We start from the raw sequence: 17,639 nt of genomic DNA on the forward strand, positions 1-17,639 counted from the left end.
CGTTGCTTGCTCCAATTAGCCTATGCCGCCATCGACGGGCCACCAACCCTTCTTTCGAGCTAGCTGGCAATGCGGCACGTCATCATCTAGCCAGAAGGCTTCTTCATCGGTGACTACGAGTATTTCTTCCCACTTGGCACCCGCCGAGTAATTGGGCGTCGCGATATGGGGTTCAACCGCCCAGACGCCGGGCAGCGGAGCATGGTCGGATTCCGCCCCGTCGTTCCATAGTGGCGACTGGATGCTGGGAATGATTTTTGCCAGTGCAGCCTTGCCGAGCAGCCAGACATACACCGGCAGACCATAGCCCATCACCCGGTAGCGCTGCAGGAAGCGCTGCGAACGCGATCCCTCAAAACGCGCAACGCGATGGGCCAGCACACGCTCTGGATAGAGGCGATGCACGTTGACGAAACCGCGGCTGGCGATCAGGCCGTCCAGTTCACGATAAATCAGGCGCATGCTTTTGCGGGCGCGCACGGACTTGAGGATGAAATCGCGGCATTCGATTAACACTTTCTGCATGGCTTCGACATCGGGGTTGTTGCCGAAGCTGAAGCTGTAAGCGATGTCGCAGGCGTAGCCGTCAAAGATGGGGGCGACGTCCAGGATTACCGCCATGCCTTTTTTCAGACTCCGGTCGGTGGCCTGGAAATCGCTGTCTTTTTTAATGTCCTTGAACGCGGTGCGGCTGCTAAACCATGCGAATGGCTCATGGAACATATCAGTGACACCGTGTTCGGCGAGCAGCGCGGAGATACGTTTGCAGGCTTCTCGCTCGGTGATGCCGGTCTGCAGTTCATTGCCGACTTGGCGAACCACGTCGTAGGCTAGGGATTGGGCGGTCTTGAAACCCTCTAGTTCGTCGAAATCGAATTTATCTATCTTCATGTTGCTCACCGTTGTCGCCTTGACCGCCCAGGGCGAGTGAATGGATGAGCTTATTGTTGGGATTTCCTTAACTCTGAGCTTGTTATTTTCTGACTTTGTGTTGATATTTACGGACTGGATTGATTTGAGGGACAGACATGCAGCCTGATGCCAATCGCATGCCGGCGCGTTACTACGCGTCGCTTTGTGATCTGCTCAAGACGGACGGTTTGGATATTGAGGCTGTTTTACGCGCGGCAGACATTTGGCCGACACAGATTTACGGGCCGGATGCGACCCTGAGTGTTGTTCAGTTCGAGGCCCTGGTTGACCAGCTGATAAAAGCCAGCGGGCGTACTGACCTGGGCTTTTTGATGGGGCGTCAGGTCAAACTCAGCAGTCACGAAATTCTGGGCTACGCCATCCTCACCAGCCCGACGCTGGATTATGCCCTGCAGATTGCCTCCCGCTATTACCGGCTAATGAACCCGGCCTTTGAGATGCAGTACCGGCATGGACCAAAGTCGTCCGAAGTCATCTTTCAGCCGATTCAATCCCTCGGGACGCCGGCCCTCCGGTTTCTACTGGAAATGGTAGTTGTGAGCGCCCATGAACAGATTAAGTCGCTCATACAGGAGGCTATGCCTGTCTACGGTATTTACGTGTCCTATGCCGAGCCCGCTTACGTTCAGCATTATCGCAAACTGCAACCGGCCATTTTTCATTTTGGCTACGAGGATAGGCCGGGGGCAAGAATGGTGCTGAGTAATGATGCACTATCGCGGCCATTGCCTTTGGCGGATAAGGCATCGCTCAAAATGGCCGAGGCGCGTTGTGAACAACTGATTCAGGCCACTATAGAATCCAGGCAGATGACCGAGTGGGTGACCATGATACTGCGTGAATCCACCAATGGCTTCCCCTCGCTGGCCGAATTAGCGCAGTTGCTGAATCAGTCACCGCGCACCCTGGATCGGCAATTGAGTCGCGAAGGCAGCCGCTTTCTGGAGATATCCAAACGCATCCGCCAGGAAAAGGCATGCGCACTGCTGCAGGCTGGTACGCAGTCTGTATCCCAGATTGCCTTGCAGCTTGGCTATAACGAAGTTGCCAGTTTTTCACGGGCCTTCAAGCGTGAGAGCGGCTGTAGCCCGAGTGAATATCAACAAAAACAAGGAAACTAAGTTTGGTTTGATAAATTGCTTGCATGAGCGCGGTATGTTTATTAACAACGGTGTTGTAGACCGACATCAGCTTTATATCCTTAAGTTAGATGGGGATTCATTCAAGGTTTGAATAGCCACCGATTGATTAGCGATCTATAAAGCTGAAGTAGTGTTTAGTAACCACCGCGGGATCCTCGAGCTGCGGATAGCGACGGCATCCTCACTCCGGTCGGATTTGGCCATCGCGCAGGAGCTGCCAAAACCTGAAAAGAAAGAATTATTAATCGGTGATATTACACAGCGGCACGCCATTGACTACTTATTTTGCTTCGGCGATTTTATTCATGTGGTTTCAATCGTTTCGCTAGGCTTTGTTGGAGAACCCAGCTAGGCCATCCTGACCGTTCGACGGTCTCGCCTTCAGGCAAACGTCTATCTCGGCAATTTCTTACTTTCGTAAAGCGAAGCAAGCGGCGTCTAACAAAATACTGTCATCGACGCGTCTAAAAAATATTGACCCAGACGCTCAAGTCATTGACCGAAACGACATTGCCGGTTGATTTATTCACGGCTGGTCGACAAGGTGGAACCACCCTTAATGCGCGAATTATCTATATAGAACTAAGTCAAACTTTCATACAATGACTGGCTATAAATTCGTTCTTAAGTACCGGAGAAATAATGGCAACGTCAGAGAATCATAATAATGACGCTATTTTTTCTCCTTTGCGCCACGCCTTGTTTCGCAATATGTGGTTCAGTAACACGATTTCCAATGCTGGCGGGCTGATTCAGAGCGTCGCGGCTGCCTGGATTATGACCAGTATTTCGACCGCCGATCACGTCGCCTTAGTACAAACAGCAACCTTTCTACCGATGGCCTTGTTCGCATTACCGGCCGGCGCCATTGCGGATATTTATGACCGTCGCAAGGTGCAAATCACCTTCTTTCTGCTGTCATTGATTGCCGCCGTCATTATGACCTTGGTATCGATACTGGGTTTAATTACACCCTGGGTTTTACTTGGCTTATGCTTTTTGGTGGGTACGGGCGGCGCCTTGGCGGCACCGGCGCGGGGAGCGTCCATTGCAGAGCAGGTCCCCAAAGAACTGCTTTCTCAAGCGGTGGCGCTAAATAATATTAGCTTCAATTTGGCACGTAGTGTGGGTCCTGCGATTGGGGGCCTTATTGTTGTTAGTTTTGGGGCAACGGTCGCCTTTGCCATTAATGCGATCTCTTTTGTACCAATGCTGGAATCCTTGCGCAGATGGAAGAGAGAGACCGAGGTTTCTCGCCTACCAGCTGAGGGCTTGCTGCGCTCTATCAACTCCGGTGTGCGCTATGTAATGAATATGCAGCCAGTGCGTCGTGCTATCGGGCGAGCATTTGTTCTATGTTTTATCGGTGCGTCACTACCGTCTCTGATGCCCTTGATTGCCCACGACTTGCTACAAGGTAATGCCGGTACATTCGGCCTGTTGTTGGGTTCATTTGGCATTGGTGCGGTGTGCGGCATTTTTGTACTTCATCCTATGCGCAAGAAAATTGGCAACGAGAATACCTTAAGAGTGTGTACTGTGATCGTTGCTGCAAGCTTAGTGGCTTTGGCTGCGAGTACTAGCATTGCCTTGGATTTCATCATTCTGATGGTCGCGGGTATGGCGTGGATGATGATCACGACATCCATCAGTGTTCTGGTTCAGTTGTTTGTGCCGCGATGGGTGATGGGGCGCGCGATAGCGACGTCAAGTGCGTCGATTACTTTGGGTGTAGCGATAGGTTCCTGGGTCTGGGGTCTTATCGCCAAAGATCACGGGGTGGTAATTGCGTTTCAGATATCGGCTATCGCGCTCATTGTGTCATTGCTATTAGGATTTCTTCTTCCAGTTGCAGATCGGACGACCTCTACCGAGTTAGATGAACAAGTCTTAGATGACCCTGATGTTACCCTGGGTATTAGCGGCCGCAGCGGCCCGATAAGCATTGAACTGCAGTACCAAATTCCAGAGGATAAGGCCCGAGACTTTTATAGACTAATGCGAGACCAGCAAAAAGTTCGGTCACGCAATGGCGCGTATGCTTGGTCGTTATCTCGTAATATTGCTGACCCAGAATGTTGGTCTGAACGATTTAGCTGCCCAACGTGGAACGATTATTTGCGCTTGCGTAACCGAAGAACCATCGAAGATAGCGATCTGCAGCGGCAAGCGGCAAAAATGCATATCGGCATTGAGCCCATTAAAGTATTGCGTTGGCTTGATCGCCCCGCAGGGTCAGTCCGCTGGAGTGACGATGCACCTGACCGTGGCGATGATGCCCTAAAGCTAGAAATACACTCTTAGCCCGCGGCAATTTATCTCTGGTAAGCATCTCGTCTTTTAGAAAAGCACGGAGTTCATTATTTTTACAATTCGGCGCGTACTGAGTAATCCCATTGTGCTGCTTACGTGTGTCGCATTATTTTGGGGTGGGAATGCAATCGCTGGCAAGTTAGCGGTGGGGCATGTTTCACCAATGCTGTTAACGGCGCTGCGTTGGCTATTTGCGGTTATATTCATTGCGCCTTTTGCACTAGTTAAAGTGCGAGAACAGTGGTCAATTATTCGCGAAAATATGCTGATGTTATTTCTGTTTGGCGCTTTCGGTTTTGCCGGATTTAATGCACTTTTCTATTACGCCTTAAATTACACCTCAGCGATTAACGTGACGATAGAGCAATCAATCATGCCCTTGATTGTCTTCTTCGGAAATTTTTTATTATTTAAATTAAAACCAAGTGCATTGCAGCTAGTAGGATTTGCCCTAACTTTATTTGGTGTCGCAATCACAGTATCCCACGGTGATTTGTCTCGTCTCTTACTGTTGAATTTGAATCGCGGTGACGCCTTAATGATGTTGGCAGCGCTATTGTACGGAGCTTATACCGTTACCTTAAGATATAAGCCTGCACTGCATTGGCAAGCTATGATATTTGTCCTGGCTGTATCGGCCCTGTTGTCGTCACTACCCTTGGCATACTTCGAGTATCAATCTGGAAAAATGCTATTCCCAGATTTACACGGAATGGGCGTGGTTTTATATATTGCTATTTTTCCGTCGCTTTTAGCTCAATCGCTTTATATTCGCGGAGTAGAAATGGTGGGCGGAAATCGCGCCAATTTATTTATTAATTTGGTGCCGGTATTCGGTTCAATACTAGCAGTACTCATTTTGGGAGAGGTATTACATGCTTACCATATTGTGGCACTCCTACTTGTTGTCGCTGGAATTTTGTTAGCAGAGCGCAGCGCGATGATGCGGCCAGAGGTGGGGTAGATGAGAATTGCGGCGTCCATCGTAGAAAATAGCAGTATTAAATGTGACAGCTGCCGAGCGGCTTGCTGCCGTCTAGAAGTCATGTTGATCAGTGATACCGGCGTCCCAGAAAAATACATACAGCGCGATGAGTGGGGCGGTGAAGTGATGGCGCGTTTGGATGATGGCTGGTGCGCGGCACTAGACCGCGACTCCATGCTTTGCACAATCTATGAAAATAGACCGTTTATCTGCAGCGATTTTGCGACCGGTTCGTATGAATGTTTAGATGAATACGAGCCGCGTTAATCTAAAATAATAAGATGATTCGGCAACTCGTTTTTGGCTGCGCTGGCAGGAAGTTGTCGCTGCAATTCTTTGCCACAAGATTCTATACATTCAATAAAGCCCTGCGCGGTTTCGCCTTTGGCAACCCGTGCGGTAAATTGGCTAACGATAGCTTGCCAATAACTATCTGGAATTTTTGCAGAGATACCGCGATCCACCAAAATTTCCACATAGCGCTCCGCTTCAGACACAAAAATTAGCATGCCTGTTTCGCCCTGGGTGTGATGCAGATTTTGTTCTAAAAACTGTCGTCTCGCTAAATTGCTGGCGCGCCAGTGCCGCACTGCGCGGGGGATTAGTCGTGTTTGAACTTTTGGCAGTTTGAACACGACTGCCAGTAAAATAAAGACGGCCCACTGGCACAAAATTAATTGATGTACGCTTAGCCATTGGGGGAAGTAATTTACCGCGCTGGGCAATAACAGCGCTAAAACACTGGCCCATAGTAAGGGAATGTAGGTGTAGTCATCTGCTTGGCGAGCCAAGACGGTGACTAATTCGGCATCAGTTTGACGCTCAGCATTGCTGATGGCCTCTGCGACCTGCGATTGTTGCTGTTGGTTTAATAAAGCCATAAATAACTCTGTGTTTTTAAATTCGCGACGGGGTAAATAAGCTCATTGCCTTACCAGCCTCCAGAGGCACCGCCGCCGCCAAATCCGCCGCCACCTCCACCAAAGCCGCCACCGCCAAATCCACCGCCACCGAAGCCACCACCATAGCCGCCGCTGCGACCTAGGGCGGAGCCCAATAGTAGGCCGCCGAGTAAGCCGCCGCGACCCCGGCCACCGCCCATCATCATAAAAATAATCAGAATAAAGAGTAGGCCGCCCAGGGCGGGTGGTGATTTCTTAGTGGAAGTTTGCTTCTTAGCAATCGCAGGGGCTTTGCCGTCAATGATCAAAATCATGGCTTCAACAGCACGGCTAACGCCGCCGTCGAAGTCGCCGGCTTTAAATGCAGGTGTGAGTATTTGCTGAATAATTTGCGCGCTGCGGGCATCCGTCAATTGGCCTTCCAAGCCATAGCCAACCTCAATGCGCATTTTTTTCTCTTTCATGGCGATAATCAATAAGGCGCCATTGTTCTTGTCTTTTTCGCCAATGCCCCAGTAGCGACCTAGCTGATACCCGTAGTCGGCAATATCGTAACCCTGTAATTCCGGCAGGGTGACAACCACAAGTTGATTGCCAGTGCGTTGTTCCTGCGCGGCGAGCTGAGCAATAATTCTTTGCTCGGCACTGGCTGAAATTAACTCTGCGGTATCGACGACGCGACCACTTAGTTTGGGAAACTCTGGCTCAGCGGCGAAGACGCTGAGGCTACAGAGTAAACCGCAGAGCAATAGCGATGTGCTTTTAAAAAAAGACATTAGAAATTAACCTGAGGCGCTTCATCAGCCTTTTCGGCGGTGGCTTTAAAGGTTTCCCGCTCTTTTAGCTCGCTGTACATAATGCTGTGCCATATTTTGCCGGGAAAGGTGCGAATCTCGGTGTTGTAGCGGCCGACAGCAAGGATGAAATCGCGGCGGGCAACGCTAATGCGATTTTCGGTGCCCTCTAACTGGGACTGCAATGCCAAAAAGTTTTGGTTGGACTTAAGTTCGGGATATCTCTCAGACACCACCATCAAGCGACTTAAAGCGCCGCTCAGCTGCGATTGCGCCGCTTCAAATTGCTGAAGTTTCTCAGGGTTATCAAGAATACTGGCATCAACCTGCATCGAGGTCGCCTTCGCGCGGGCTTCAACCACAGCGGTCAGAGTTTCTTTCTCTTGGGCGGCAAAACCTTTTACCGTAGCGACCAGGTTGGGAATAAGGTCTGCCCGGCGCTGGTATTGGTTTTCTACCTGTGCCCATGCCGCTTTGGCTTCTTCATCTAGGCGGGGAATATTGTTAATGCCGCAGCCTGTGAGTAATAGGCTGGTAAGCAGCAAAATGAATAGGGTGCGACTGCGGTGGGTTAGCGATGGTGTTGCAGCGTTCATAATATCGGTCTCGTGAACAAACAGACCTCAATGGTAACACCCTAGCTGACGGACTGCAGAGTCGATACACACATCGTCTCCGCAGCGAGTGGTTTACGCAACGCGGCGCAAGCGCTTGCGACCATTGGCAGGGGCTTTGGGGAAGTTGGGCTGGGTTGGCTCCTGCTTACGGTGCAGATAGTTAATAATCGCTTCACGAATTTTCTGATCGCCACCCTCAATCCCTTGATTGCCGAATAGGCGGTTAAATTCAAAAACATAGGGGTGGTCACCGACCATGGCGATATCAAAACCACCGTGGTCAATACTTAAACTCGTTGCCAAGTGCAACGCTAGATTGATGGCCTGCGCGGGTACTGGGCTTTGGTCAATGACTCCGCCCTTGGCGACATTATTGTAAAAGCCCTGGTCTGACTGTAAGCGCCAGTAAGCACAGACCACCTGATCGCCAATAATGACGACTCGAATATCGCGGTTTATGGGAAGGTATTCCTGCACATACAAAATATCCGTGCGCTCCAAATAGGCTTTCCAATCGGCGCGGGTTTGAATTAACCAAACGCCGCTACCCTGTGACGCTTTGGGGAGCTTGGCGACAAAGGGGTGAAGCATCACGTCCCACAAGTCATCGGCGTTGCCGGGGGTATTGGCGCGAATTTCAGTTTGGGGAATATTGGCCGGCGCCACCATTTCAAAGGCGCGGGTCATCTCAATTTTGTTGTGCCCCAGTAAATAGCTGGCCTGGCTCGGGAAAACCTTGGCTTTAAGTCCATAAATTAAGGCGTTGAGCTGCCAGTACTCAGGATACAAAACCCAGTCGGCACTAGTGATGTCTTCTTTATGTTTAAAAATCTGCTCAGGTTTTAGCTGCAGGGTGTCATTAAAACCGAGGGTGCGAAAAACGTCGAAGGATATCCACGCCATGATTGCTTACAAGAAATTGAGGTGCGCCTTTTTAAGCCTAAAACCCCGCGTGGTCAATAGCTCAAGACCGGCATTTCTTGGCTTTGTCCGCCCCTATTACTTTAACTGCTTAATAAAGGCGTCAGATTCACTAATAGCTTTTTCCATGGCGCCGAGCAATTGCTGCACATCGCGATCGATTCCGGCTAACTCGCCCTTTAGCGCACCAATCGCGGAGGCGTTGAGATTGTGCTTTAGATACAACACATTATCGCGCAGGGCGTTCAAGACGGGGTCGATGCTCTTTTCTGCGCGACGCATAGATTTGATCAAAACACCGTACTGGCGTTTGGTGGCCTGCAGTTTATTGGCACTGTCGGCGCGCAGGCGTTCATTGCTGTAAAGTTTCAGCTCATCTTGCCATTCATCAAACAAGGCTTCGGCCACAGACTCTACACTATTGATACGGTCGGTCACTTCCTTGGCGGCGGCTTCGCTGTCTTCAAACTCACTGTTTAGGCGATGGTAATGGCTTTCTAAATTGCCGCCATTAAAGCTCACCACAGAGCGAAACTCGCTTAGGGCATCTTTAAATTGTTCTTGCGCGTCTTCTTGAGACTCTTTGGCCTCATCGACACGGTCTACCAAAATATCTCGTTTATGCACACCGACTTTTTCCATGGCGTTGTAATAAGTCGATTCGCAAGCGGAAATTGAAATTATCGCTGTGGTAGCGAGGAGGAGTATCAAAAGGCGCATGGGGTGTCCGGGGGCATTATTAATTATATGCTCAATGGTAGCGTGCATGGCCCGATGCAGCAAACAGCGGTGGCGGGTAAATTAAAGAGCGTCGTAGCGCGTACCTGGAATTGCTCTTTCCGCGCAGTAACACCCGATTCTATTTCAATGGCGCTAACCACGAGTCGCCCCCCAGCATTCGCTGTTGTCCGAGGTTCCAGTTAGCGCGCGATAGTAAATGCGGAGCTGGAGACGCGGGTTTGTAGTTGAGAGGGCTGGGCAAGGTTGAGGCGAGGAGGGCGGATTGCATGGGAGATAATTGAGCGGCGGAAACGCCAAAGTGATAGCGACTGGCAGCTTCCAAGCCAAATACCCCATTGCCCCATTCGGCGATATTCAAATAGATTTCCAGAATGCGCTGCTTGGGCCAGCACAGCTCTACCAAGCCGGTGAACCAAACCTCAAGACCTTTGCGCAGCCAACTGCGTCCCGTCCATAAATACATATTGCGGGCGACCTGTTGGCTGATGGTACTGGCGCCGCGCAGACTGCCGCGGCGCTCGCGCTCGGCAAAGGCTTTTTGAATCGCTTTTATGTCGAAGCCATAATGACGCGGAAAGTTTTGATCCTCAGATACCACTGCCGCCAGTGCGGCATGGCGGGGTATTTGATGCCAACTCAACCACTGCCTTTTTAAATGGTAGTCCGTGTTGCGCTGCTGCCAGCTGCGTTCCATCATCACCATACTGACGGGTGGGTTAATCCAGCGAAACGGCATAACCAGTGCGACACTGAGTAGCACTAATATTAGGGCTGTGCGAAAAAGTAGCCTCGTTATTCCCTTTTTTCTGGCCATGGTATGCCCCACAGTGAATGCCATTTATCCCCTCAAAGAGGGAAGATCTATAAGATGCTCTGACGGAATATGTGCGCATTCGTTGCACGTGATCATAGTTATAATTAACGTCATTTCGCTGTCGATAATTAGGCTTTTACGCAAACATATACGGAATTGGTCGATTCGCCATTTTGGAATGGATTGTAAAAAGACACCACATGGGAGCTCACACTCTCAAATACGGTTGCCAATAAAGCCTCAAAGTTGGCTTCTGGCAGATTTTGCGACCACATCGCAAACACGCCCTTGGGCTTTAGCTGCCTTGCCATGAGTGCGAGATTTTCAGTGGTGTAAAAGCTGGCGTTGGCGGAGTTTAAAAATTCGGTGGGGGAGTGGTCTATGTCTAAAAGAATGGCATCAAATTTTCTAGCTGTATTGTCTGGATCGAAGCCTGAGCGGGGATCGGTCGCCAAGTCGAAGAAGCTGCCCAGCACATAGCGGTGTCTCTTATCGGCGTTTAGAATTTTTCCCAGTGGAACCAACTCATCTTTATGCCAGCCGATAACGGTGTCTAAGGCATCAACCACAAATAGCTCGCTAATTCGCATGTCTTTTAGTGCCGCAACTGCGGTGTAACCCAGGCCGAGGCCACCGACAACCACGCTCAGATCTTCGCCTTGCGTTGCAGCTAAGCCGAGGGTGGACAAGGCCTCTTCGGCATCGACAAACATACTCGACATTAAAAATTCGTCGCCCAGTTTTACTTCGTAAATATCTCTGTCACCAAAGGCGGGCATGCGCCGTCTACGCAGTGATATTTCGCCTAAGCTTGAGGTTTGGCTATCAATTTCTTCGAATAAAAGAGACATGTACCGATATCCTGATGGGCTATTTGGGCTTCTTTCGCAAGGCTTTCTGATGGTATGAGAAGTCATCACCTTTGGCGAGGCGGTCGTACAGCACAACGTTCACCGTCGCGGCTAAATTCATACAGCCCTGCGTTGGTATGTAAACAATATCTTGGCAAAATTCGGTGATCTCCTTTTTCAGAGTACCGTCTTCTGGGCCAAAAATATAAAAAGCCTGGGCAGGGTGTCTATAGGTGGTGAGCGGCTTGGCGCCGTCAAGTAACTCAACTGCTACGGGTACGCAGCCGAGGGGAATAACATCTTTTAAATCCTTGACGCCAATGAGTGGAATTTTCTCATGGACTTTTTGGGTGTCGGTGTAAAAGGGTTTGGCATAATCGTAGCGCGTGCCGGTATAGAACACCGAGCTAACGCCATAGCAACCGGCAGCTCGCATCACCGAGCCAATATTCTCAGGAGATTTAGGATTAAACAGGCCGATACAGGTGTAGCTATTCTTCATTGTGTATACACAGTGTTATTTTAAATTACGAGATATTAGCGTTTGCAGCGCCACTGGCCGCTAATAATAAGCTACATCGCTGATTGAATGTTATTTTTGTGCCGAAGAAAAAACAGCTCAGCTAGTGTTGTTTAGAACGAGGACTTATATTGGAATATGAGCCGCCCGTATCGCTCGACGCAAATTCGAGTAGTCATGGGTATGTGCAAGTACGGGTGGATGAATGCCCTCGGGAATGCAGCCCATCTCAATGAGTGCCCATTTAATTGGAATGACATTTGACTCGTCTAACAGTGCTTGCACCAAGGGTTGCAAGCGCGCATTGAGTAAATCAGCACGCGCCGTGTCACCCGTCTCGACAGCGGAACACAGCTTTTGAACAAGTGCAGGAGCGATATTGGCAACGATGGACACAATTCCTGAATAGCCTTCGCACAAGCTTTGATAAGCGCTGGCGAGGTTGCCTGAATAGAGGGCAAATTCTGCCGGCAGTTCCTGACGCTCGATTTGAAGGGCCTGCTTGGAGTAGTTTACAAAGCCACCAACTCCCGACGTGTTTGCCAGGGTCAAAATATCGGGTGGTGAAAGTAAGTTAGGGCGTGTGAAATCGTCGCCAATAATCAATGGCCGTTTCGCGCTGTCTATCACAGCGCCAAAATAGTCGAATAGGGCATCTTGCGATTGAATGGGCGAAGTAGGGTTGCGCAGTAATACAGCATCGGCGCCGAACTCATCGGCGGCTGCAGCAAATGCTAAGACGTGTTCCTGATGATCGCTGCTTAAATCGGCAATAACATCGATTCTGCCATCGGATTGCCAAATAGCGCGACGAAGTAATTCAGTGCGCTCATCAATATGCATGGCAGAGGATTGATTCACGGCGCTGGCAACAATGAGCGCCGAGCTGCCATTGTCGATATGCCATTCCACCAGTGTTTCCAGAATCTCGTAGTCTGGCGACCCGTCACTATGAGTTGGGGTGATCAGGTCAACAATACTGCCTTTGATCATAGGAGTACTCCTAAAAGTAGTCATCAGCACAGGTCTAAAGTATAGCGTCAAAATTCAGGCCTGTAGAAATCGCGTTAAAAAGTTTATGTGCGGTGTTTAATCGGTATTATAGATCTTCACATTTAAAATCTTATCGTATGGAGAGTGACTATGAGCAACCTAAGTAAGCAAGTTGAGCATGAATGCGATTCATCGGCGGGCTGCAACGCGATTGAACTGCTTCTCCATCCGCGCGAAAAAGATCTAGGTGGTTTTTCAGTGCGGCGTGTGTTGCCAGCTGTTCAGCGGAAGATGGTGGGGCCATGGATCTTTTTCGACCATATGGGTCCCGCGGAATTTAGCGCAGGCGAGGGGATTAATGTTCGACCGCATCCGCATGTCAATATTGCGACGGTGACCTATCTGTTTGAAGGTGAAATATTACATCGCGACTCGGTGGGTAGTTTGCAGGTGATTAAGCCGGGCGATATCAATTTAATGGTCGCTGGTAGCGGCATCACCCACTCTGAACGTGAGCGTCCAGAGCTGACGGCGGTCGATCATACTTTGCACGGTTTGCAACTGTGGTTGGCACTACCTGAGGCAGATGAAGAGATTGATGCGGCCTTCTATCATTATCCCGAGGCGGATATTCCGACGGCAGTGGTGAATGATGTTGCCGTGCGGGTCATGATGGGCAGTGCATACGGGGTCACATCACCGGTGAAGGTATTTGCTAAAACCCTCTATGTAGAAGCGCACTTAAAGGCAGGTCAAACACTAAGCTTACCCGACGCAGATGAGCGCGCCGTTTACGTTGCTAAGGGCAAATTAAAGTCTAAGGAAACTGAAATCGCTGAATACGCCATGGCGATATTTTCCGATCAGAAAGGTATTGTTTTAGAGGCCAGCGTTGATTCGCGAATTGCCATTATCGGTGGTGAAAATATCGGCAAGCGCTATATTGAATGGAATTTTGTATCTAGCCGAAAAGAGCGGATTGAGCAGGCGAAAGAAGATTGGCGAGAGGGTCGGTTCCCATTAGTGGCCGGCGATGAGCACGAGTTTATTCCGCTTCCAGAATGATAAATTTAGAAAGAAATAATCACTATGTCGGAGGTTCTAAATCTTGGCTAGAGAAGACAGAAGTTTGCTAGGCTGCAATGACTAATCGCGATCAGCCGCAAGTGCGGTCCGCCTCCATCAGCGGCTTGATATTAGGCCCGGCTATGTTAGCGCTGACCCTAATATTACCGCCTCCGGCGAGCATGGCCGGGGATGCTTGGTTGGCTTTGGGCGCTACCTTGTGGATGGCAATTTGGTGGGCCACCGAGGCGATACCTATCCCCGCGACGGCGTTATTGCCGCTAATTTTAGTGCCGGTATTGGGGGTCGCCAAGGTAGAGGATTTGGCGGGTGCCTATGCCAATAGCATTATCTTTTTGTTTTTGGGCGGCTTCCTCTTAGGTTTGGCGATGCAGCGCTGGCAATTGCACCGGCGTATTGCCCTGCGAATTTTACTGGCGGTGGGACAACAGCCCAGTCGTCAGATTGCTGGTTTTATGGTTGCCACTGCGTTTTTGAGCATGTGGGTGAGTAATACCGCGACCAGCATTATGATGTTGCCGATAGGTTTGTCGGTAATTGGTTTTGTTCCTGGGGGGAATGAGATCCAGCGCCGTCGTTTTGCAGTCGCGCTGCTACTGGCTATTGCCTATAGTGCCAGCATTGGTGGCATTGCAACCTTGATCGGTACGCCGCCGAACGCGATGTTGGCGGCGTATTTAAAGGCGAATCACGATATAAGTATTGGCTTCGCGGAGTGGATGCTTATTGGTGTTCCGGTCGCGGCAGCGATGCTATCGTTCACTTGGTGGTGGCTGTGTCGCAAGGGTTTTGAGGGTTTGGATACGGCTGACAGTCGCAGCCTGCTGCAGGCCGAGTTGCAAAAGCTCGGTTCATTAACAAGCGCAGAGAAACGCGTGCTGTTGATATTTTTAGCCACGGCTGCGGCGTGGGTATTTCGACCTTTGCTTGCGACATTTCTTCCGGGCGTTAGTGATACCGTTATTGCGATGACGGCGGCTATCCTACTTTTTTCAGTGAGATCTGGCGGAGAAAACTCCCAAGCTCTGCTGGACTGGAATTCCGCAGAGAAATTGCCATGGGGTGTTTTATTGCTTTTTGGTGGTGGCTTAGCCTTGGCGGCGATGATTAAAACATCAGGCTTGGCGGAATGGATAGCGCAGAACTTCTCGCTGCTGAATGGATGGCCCATATTTGCGGTAGTACTGATGATTGTGACGGTGATTATTTTCCTCACTGAAATAACGAGTAATACCGCCACCACGGCGACCTTCTTACCACTGCTGGGCGCCTTGGCGGTGTCGCAGTCGGTATCGCCTCTGTTGTTCCTTGTGCCCGCTGCCATTGCTGCATCGTGTGCCTTTATGATGCCGGTCGCTACGCCGCCAAATGCGGTGGTATTTGGTAGCGGTGAGCTGCGCATTAAAGACATGATGCATGCTGGTGGAGTTTTGAATTTGTTTGGAATTGCTTTGGTTAGTTGCGTGGCGTACTACCTTGTTCTTGCACTATTTTTATCGTGACAAAGATGACAGATAGGGAATGTTGCCGTCTGCGGTGATTCGACACTGTTTTGAGGCCTATGTTTTGGCGCTGGCGTTTTGCAATCTCGCGGCTACCTCGGTTTTCGGTTTAGCCTGCTGATGATCGGGGATGCGGCTCCGATTAGAAATCACACTAGCCATTAGGCGGCAAACTATAATAGTCAGTACCGCGCCCATTGAACTTAAAATCCAGAGCAGGGCGGCGAAGTCGCGTATTGGGTACACCGTTAGTAGCGCGTCGAGCTTGTAAGAAAACATAATGGCAACTGGCGGCGCTAATATTGCCGAGCACAATACGCCGTAAAAGCCATTTGCGCGGTGATGCTGGTGCAAATACAGTTGATACAAACTCACTGCTAACACCACACTGATTGAGCACAGCAATAATGCGCAAATGAGTGGCGTAATAGTCAGTAGCGCAGAGGTCGGTAGTAAAAGCCACAGCGAGAAGCTGACGATAAACCAGACCGGCAGGCCGAACTTGGTGAGTTTACCTAACACGTAATACCCTTTCGTGGTTCGCGGAAAATACCGTATAGACCTACTACGAAGAAATGGCTTAAGTTGATGATCTGCGCAGTCGCGCGACCCTAAAACGCCGGAAGAATATACGGTTATTCGACATTTTCTACCCATTCGATGTTTAGTTGAGCTGGCGGCCGGTACCGAAAAAAGCACTGTGTTAAGACGATGACGCTATTTGAAAAAATCTGTGCGCAGGAAAAATAGCTTTGTAGACAAAGATCGTGCCTCTCTTTTTTCATTTATACGGCGGGGCTTAGGCTAAGATGAATCACTATAAATACGCATTAATAAAGAGTCAGAACGATGCCAGAGAGTTATGTTGTTTTTGCAACCCTTCTGGGTGGTCTAGGCCTGTTTCTAGTCGCTATGGAGATGATGACCGATGGGCTGACCTTGGCCGCTGGACAATCGCTGCGTAGGCTACTCGCTAATTGGACCAACACGCTGGTACGTGGCGTACTCTCGGGTGTGTTGATGACCGCTATTGTGCAATCCTCTAGTGCGGTCACGGTTGCATCGCTGGGTTTTGTTAACGCCGAACTTATTAAAATGCGTCAAGCACTGGGTATTATCTACGGCGCAAATATTGGCACCACTATGACCGCGTGGTTGGTTGCGATAGTCGGATTTAAACTCGATATTCACGCGGTTGCACTGCCTGCCATCGGTATTGGCGCGTTTATGATGCTCGCCAAAAGCAAGGGGCCGCGTCTGGGTATTGGTCGGGCGATGGTTGGGTTTGGTCTGTTTTTCCTCGGCATCTCAACGCTTCAGCAAGCGTTTGAAGGCATCGTGACGAATTTTGATTTTAGCACCATCACGCTGGAAGGAAATTCGGAGGTGATCGGTTACCTCCTGATCGGCATTGTAATGACTATACTGACCCAGTCTTCCAGTGCCGCCATTGCTATCACCATCTCTGCCGCCTCTGCCGAAATGATCGGTATTTACGCGGCGGCGGCGATGGTTATTGGCGCTAATGTGGGTACAACGTCTACCGCGGTGCTCGCCTCAATTGGTGCCACTTCAAATGCAAAACGTCTGGCGACCGCACAGGTGATATTCAATATTGCCACGGCTATTGTCGCCTTAATATTGCTGCCTGCGCTGTTCTATACCGTGGAGGCGGTGCGGGAATTAATGAAGTTGACGCCCAATATTGGCGTTACCCTCGCGCTATTTCACACCATATTCAATTGTCTTGGTGTGTTATTGATAATACCGTTTAACGATAAAATGGTTAGCTTTTTAGATGCTCGGTTTATTACAGTCAGCGAGTCTTTGGGTAAACCTAAATACTTAGATAAAAGCACAGCGGGTGCGCCGGTAATGGCGGTAAGTGCGTTGATCTTAGAGTTACAGCGCACTGCAATTCAAATTGGTATTACTGCGAAGCAAACCATTGACACTAATATTTCGAATCATGATTTAGATCAGAAAATTTATGCTATCCACCAGCTGTCTAGCGCAGTATCCAGTTATATCGTTAATCTTGAACGCGCCGCCTTAAGCGACGAAGTGACAAAGCAGTTATCTAATTTGATGAAAGTGGATCAATACTTTTTGGCTTGTGCCGGTATATTAAGTACAGCCCTGGAAACCCGAACACGACTCGGCAAGCTACCTAATATTACCTTAGAGAAAGAGCTGCAAACCTATCGTGATAATGCCTGCAAATTTCTTAATTCGGTTACTAGTCCTGATTCGGAACTGTATTTTGAAAAGCTGGAAAATACCTACCACCAGCTTAAAAGTGACCGTGATGTATTAAAAGAGCATATGCTAACTACGGGAACGAAAGGGCTTATAAGCCTGGACCAAATGATTAACGCCATCGATTTTATTACCGAAATTAAGCAGCTGAATGAACATTGGTATAAAGCGATTAAAATCCTGGCGCATTTAGAAAACGAGACTCGAAAAGACGTCAGCGACGTTGAGGAACTTAGTGATTAATTAACACTAGTGCGAGGAAATAT

18 protein-coding genes are annotated in these 17,639 nt (G+C 49.6%); 7 read left to right on the plus strand and 11 right to left on the minus strand.

Going from position 1 to position 17,639, the window contains the following annotated elements; genetic code table 11:
- Window positions 1–15: 15 nt before the first annotated feature.
- Window positions 16–891 carry a M24 family metallopeptidase gene (locus AAC007_RS07170; protein ID WP_339675579.1) on the minus strand — a complete coding sequence of 292 codons (876 nt, stop codon included), beginning with the start codon at window positions 889–891 and terminating at the stop codon, window positions 16–18.
- A 137-nt stretch (window positions 892–1,028) separates the two neighbouring features.
- On the opposite strand from AAC007_RS07170, the gene AAC007_RS07175 reads away from it, so the two are divergent.
- The 4 genes from AAC007_RS07175 (at window position 1,029) to AAC007_RS07190 (ending at window position 5,640) form a co-directional block, all read left to right on the plus strand.
- Window positions 1,029–2,054, plus strand: coding sequence for an AraC family transcriptional regulator (locus AAC007_RS07175; RefSeq protein ID WP_339675581.1), 1,026 nt, complete (start codon window positions 1,029–1,031; stop codon window positions 2,052–2,054).
- A gap of 663 nt (window positions 2,055–2,717) precedes the next feature.
- Window positions 2,718–4,379, plus strand: coding sequence for an MFS transporter (locus tag AAC007_RS07180; RefSeq protein ID WP_296436624.1), 1,662 nt, complete (start codon window positions 2,718–2,720; stop codon window positions 4,377–4,379).
- Between the two features lie 94 nt (window positions 4,380–4,473).
- Window positions 4,474–5,352 (plus strand): DMT family transporter, encoded by an 879-nt coding sequence (locus AAC007_RS07185; protein WP_339675585.1) that lies wholly within the window; start codon window positions 4,474–4,476, stop codon window positions 5,350–5,352.
- Window positions 5,353–5,640, plus strand: coding sequence for a YkgJ family cysteine cluster protein (locus tag AAC007_RS07190; RefSeq protein ID WP_295873270.1), 288 nt, complete (start codon window positions 5,353–5,355; stop codon window positions 5,638–5,640).
- On the opposite strand, the gene AAC007_RS07195 is transcribed toward AAC007_RS07190, so the two are convergent.
- The 9 genes from AAC007_RS07195 to AAC007_RS07235 form a co-directional block, all read right to left on the minus strand.
- Window positions 5,637–6,254, minus strand: coding sequence for a TPM domain-containing protein (locus AAC007_RS07195; protein ID WP_219043284.1), 618 nt, complete (start codon window positions 6,252–6,254; stop codon window positions 5,637–5,639). The two genes, AAC007_RS07190 and AAC007_RS07195, sit on opposite strands and share 4 nt — an antisense overlap.
- Window positions 6,255–6,304: 50 nt before the next feature.
- On the minus strand, window positions 6,305–7,051 hold the full coding sequence (locus tag AAC007_RS07200) for a TPM domain-containing protein (RefSeq protein WP_339675588.1): 747 nt from the start codon (window positions 7,049–7,051) through the stop codon (window positions 6,305–6,307).
- Entirely contained in the window at window positions 7,051–7,665 is a 615-nt protein-coding gene (locus AAC007_RS07205; RefSeq protein WP_339675589.1) for a LemA family protein, read from the minus strand. The genes AAC007_RS07200 and AAC007_RS07205 overlap by 1 nt, the downstream gene beginning before the upstream one ends.
- A 93-nt stretch (window positions 7,666–7,758) precedes the next feature.
- The gene (locus AAC007_RS07210) at window positions 7,759–8,589 is read right to left on the minus strand and encodes a hypothetical protein (RefSeq protein ID WP_339675590.1); all 831 of its coding nucleotides are present in this window, start codon (window positions 8,587–8,589) and stop codon (window positions 7,759–7,761) included.
- Window positions 8,590–8,685: 96 nt separating this feature from the next.
- On the minus strand, window positions 8,686–9,327 hold the full coding sequence (locus tag AAC007_RS07215; protein WP_295873260.1) for a DUF2959 domain-containing protein: 642 nt from the start codon (window positions 9,325–9,327) through the stop codon (window positions 8,686–8,688).
- Between the two features lie 139 nt (window positions 9,328–9,466).
- Window positions 9,467–10,162: a monofunctional biosynthetic peptidoglycan transglycosylase gene (mtgA, locus tag AAC007_RS07220; RefSeq protein WP_296436618.1), complete on the minus strand. Its 696-nt coding sequence runs from the start codon at window positions 10,160–10,162 to the stop codon at window positions 9,467–9,469.
- A 128-nt stretch (window positions 10,163–10,290) separates the two neighbouring features.
- The gene (locus tag AAC007_RS07225; RefSeq protein WP_339675592.1) at window positions 10,291–11,013 is read right to left on the minus strand and encodes a spermidine synthase; all 723 of its coding nucleotides are present in this window, start codon (window positions 11,011–11,013) and stop codon (window positions 10,291–10,293) included.
- 19 nt (window positions 11,014–11,032) lie between these two features.
- Window positions 11,033–11,515, minus strand: a complete 483-nt coding sequence (locus AAC007_RS07230; RefSeq protein WP_295873257.1) for an RNA methyltransferase — start codon at window positions 11,513–11,515, stop codon at window positions 11,033–11,035.
- A 144-nt stretch (window positions 11,516–11,659) separates the two neighbouring features.
- Complete coding sequence (locus tag AAC007_RS07235; RefSeq protein WP_339675595.1) at window positions 11,660–12,526, minus strand: dihydrodipicolinate synthase family protein; 867 nt, start codon at window positions 12,524–12,526, stop codon at window positions 11,660–11,662.
- Window positions 12,527–12,676: 150 nt separating this feature from the next.
- Here AAC007_RS07235 and AAC007_RS07240 point away from each other — a divergent pair, with 150 nt between their 5' ends.
- Window positions 12,677–13,591: a pirin family protein gene (locus AAC007_RS07240; protein ID WP_339675598.1), complete on the plus strand. Its 915-nt coding sequence runs from the start codon at window positions 12,677–12,679 to the stop codon at window positions 13,589–13,591.
- Between the two features lie 77 nt (window positions 13,592–13,668).
- On the plus strand, window positions 13,669–15,114 hold the full coding sequence (locus AAC007_RS07245) for a DASS family sodium-coupled anion symporter (RefSeq protein WP_339675600.1): 1,446 nt from the start codon (window positions 13,669–13,671) through the stop codon (window positions 15,112–15,114).
- Window positions 15,115–15,171: 57 nt separating this feature from the next.
- On the opposite strand, the gene AAC007_RS07250 is transcribed toward AAC007_RS07245, so the two are convergent.
- Window positions 15,172–15,636, minus strand: coding sequence for a hypothetical protein (locus AAC007_RS07250; RefSeq protein WP_339675602.1), 465 nt, complete (start codon window positions 15,634–15,636; stop codon window positions 15,172–15,174).
- A 327-nt stretch (window positions 15,637–15,963) separates the two neighbouring features.
- On the opposite strand from AAC007_RS07250, the gene AAC007_RS07255 reads away from it, so the two are divergent.
- Window positions 15,964–17,616 (plus strand): Na/Pi symporter, encoded by a 1,653-nt coding sequence (locus tag AAC007_RS07255; protein WP_339675603.1) that lies wholly within the window; start codon window positions 15,964–15,966, stop codon window positions 17,614–17,616.
- Window positions 17,617–17,639: the final 23 nt, after the last annotated feature.

Source organism: uncultured Zhongshania sp., from assembly GCF_963975605.1.
In the GTDB taxonomy this organism is placed as follows: Bacteria; Pseudomonadota; Gammaproteobacteria; order Pseudomonadales; family Spongiibacteraceae; genus Spongiibacter; species Spongiibacter aquimaris.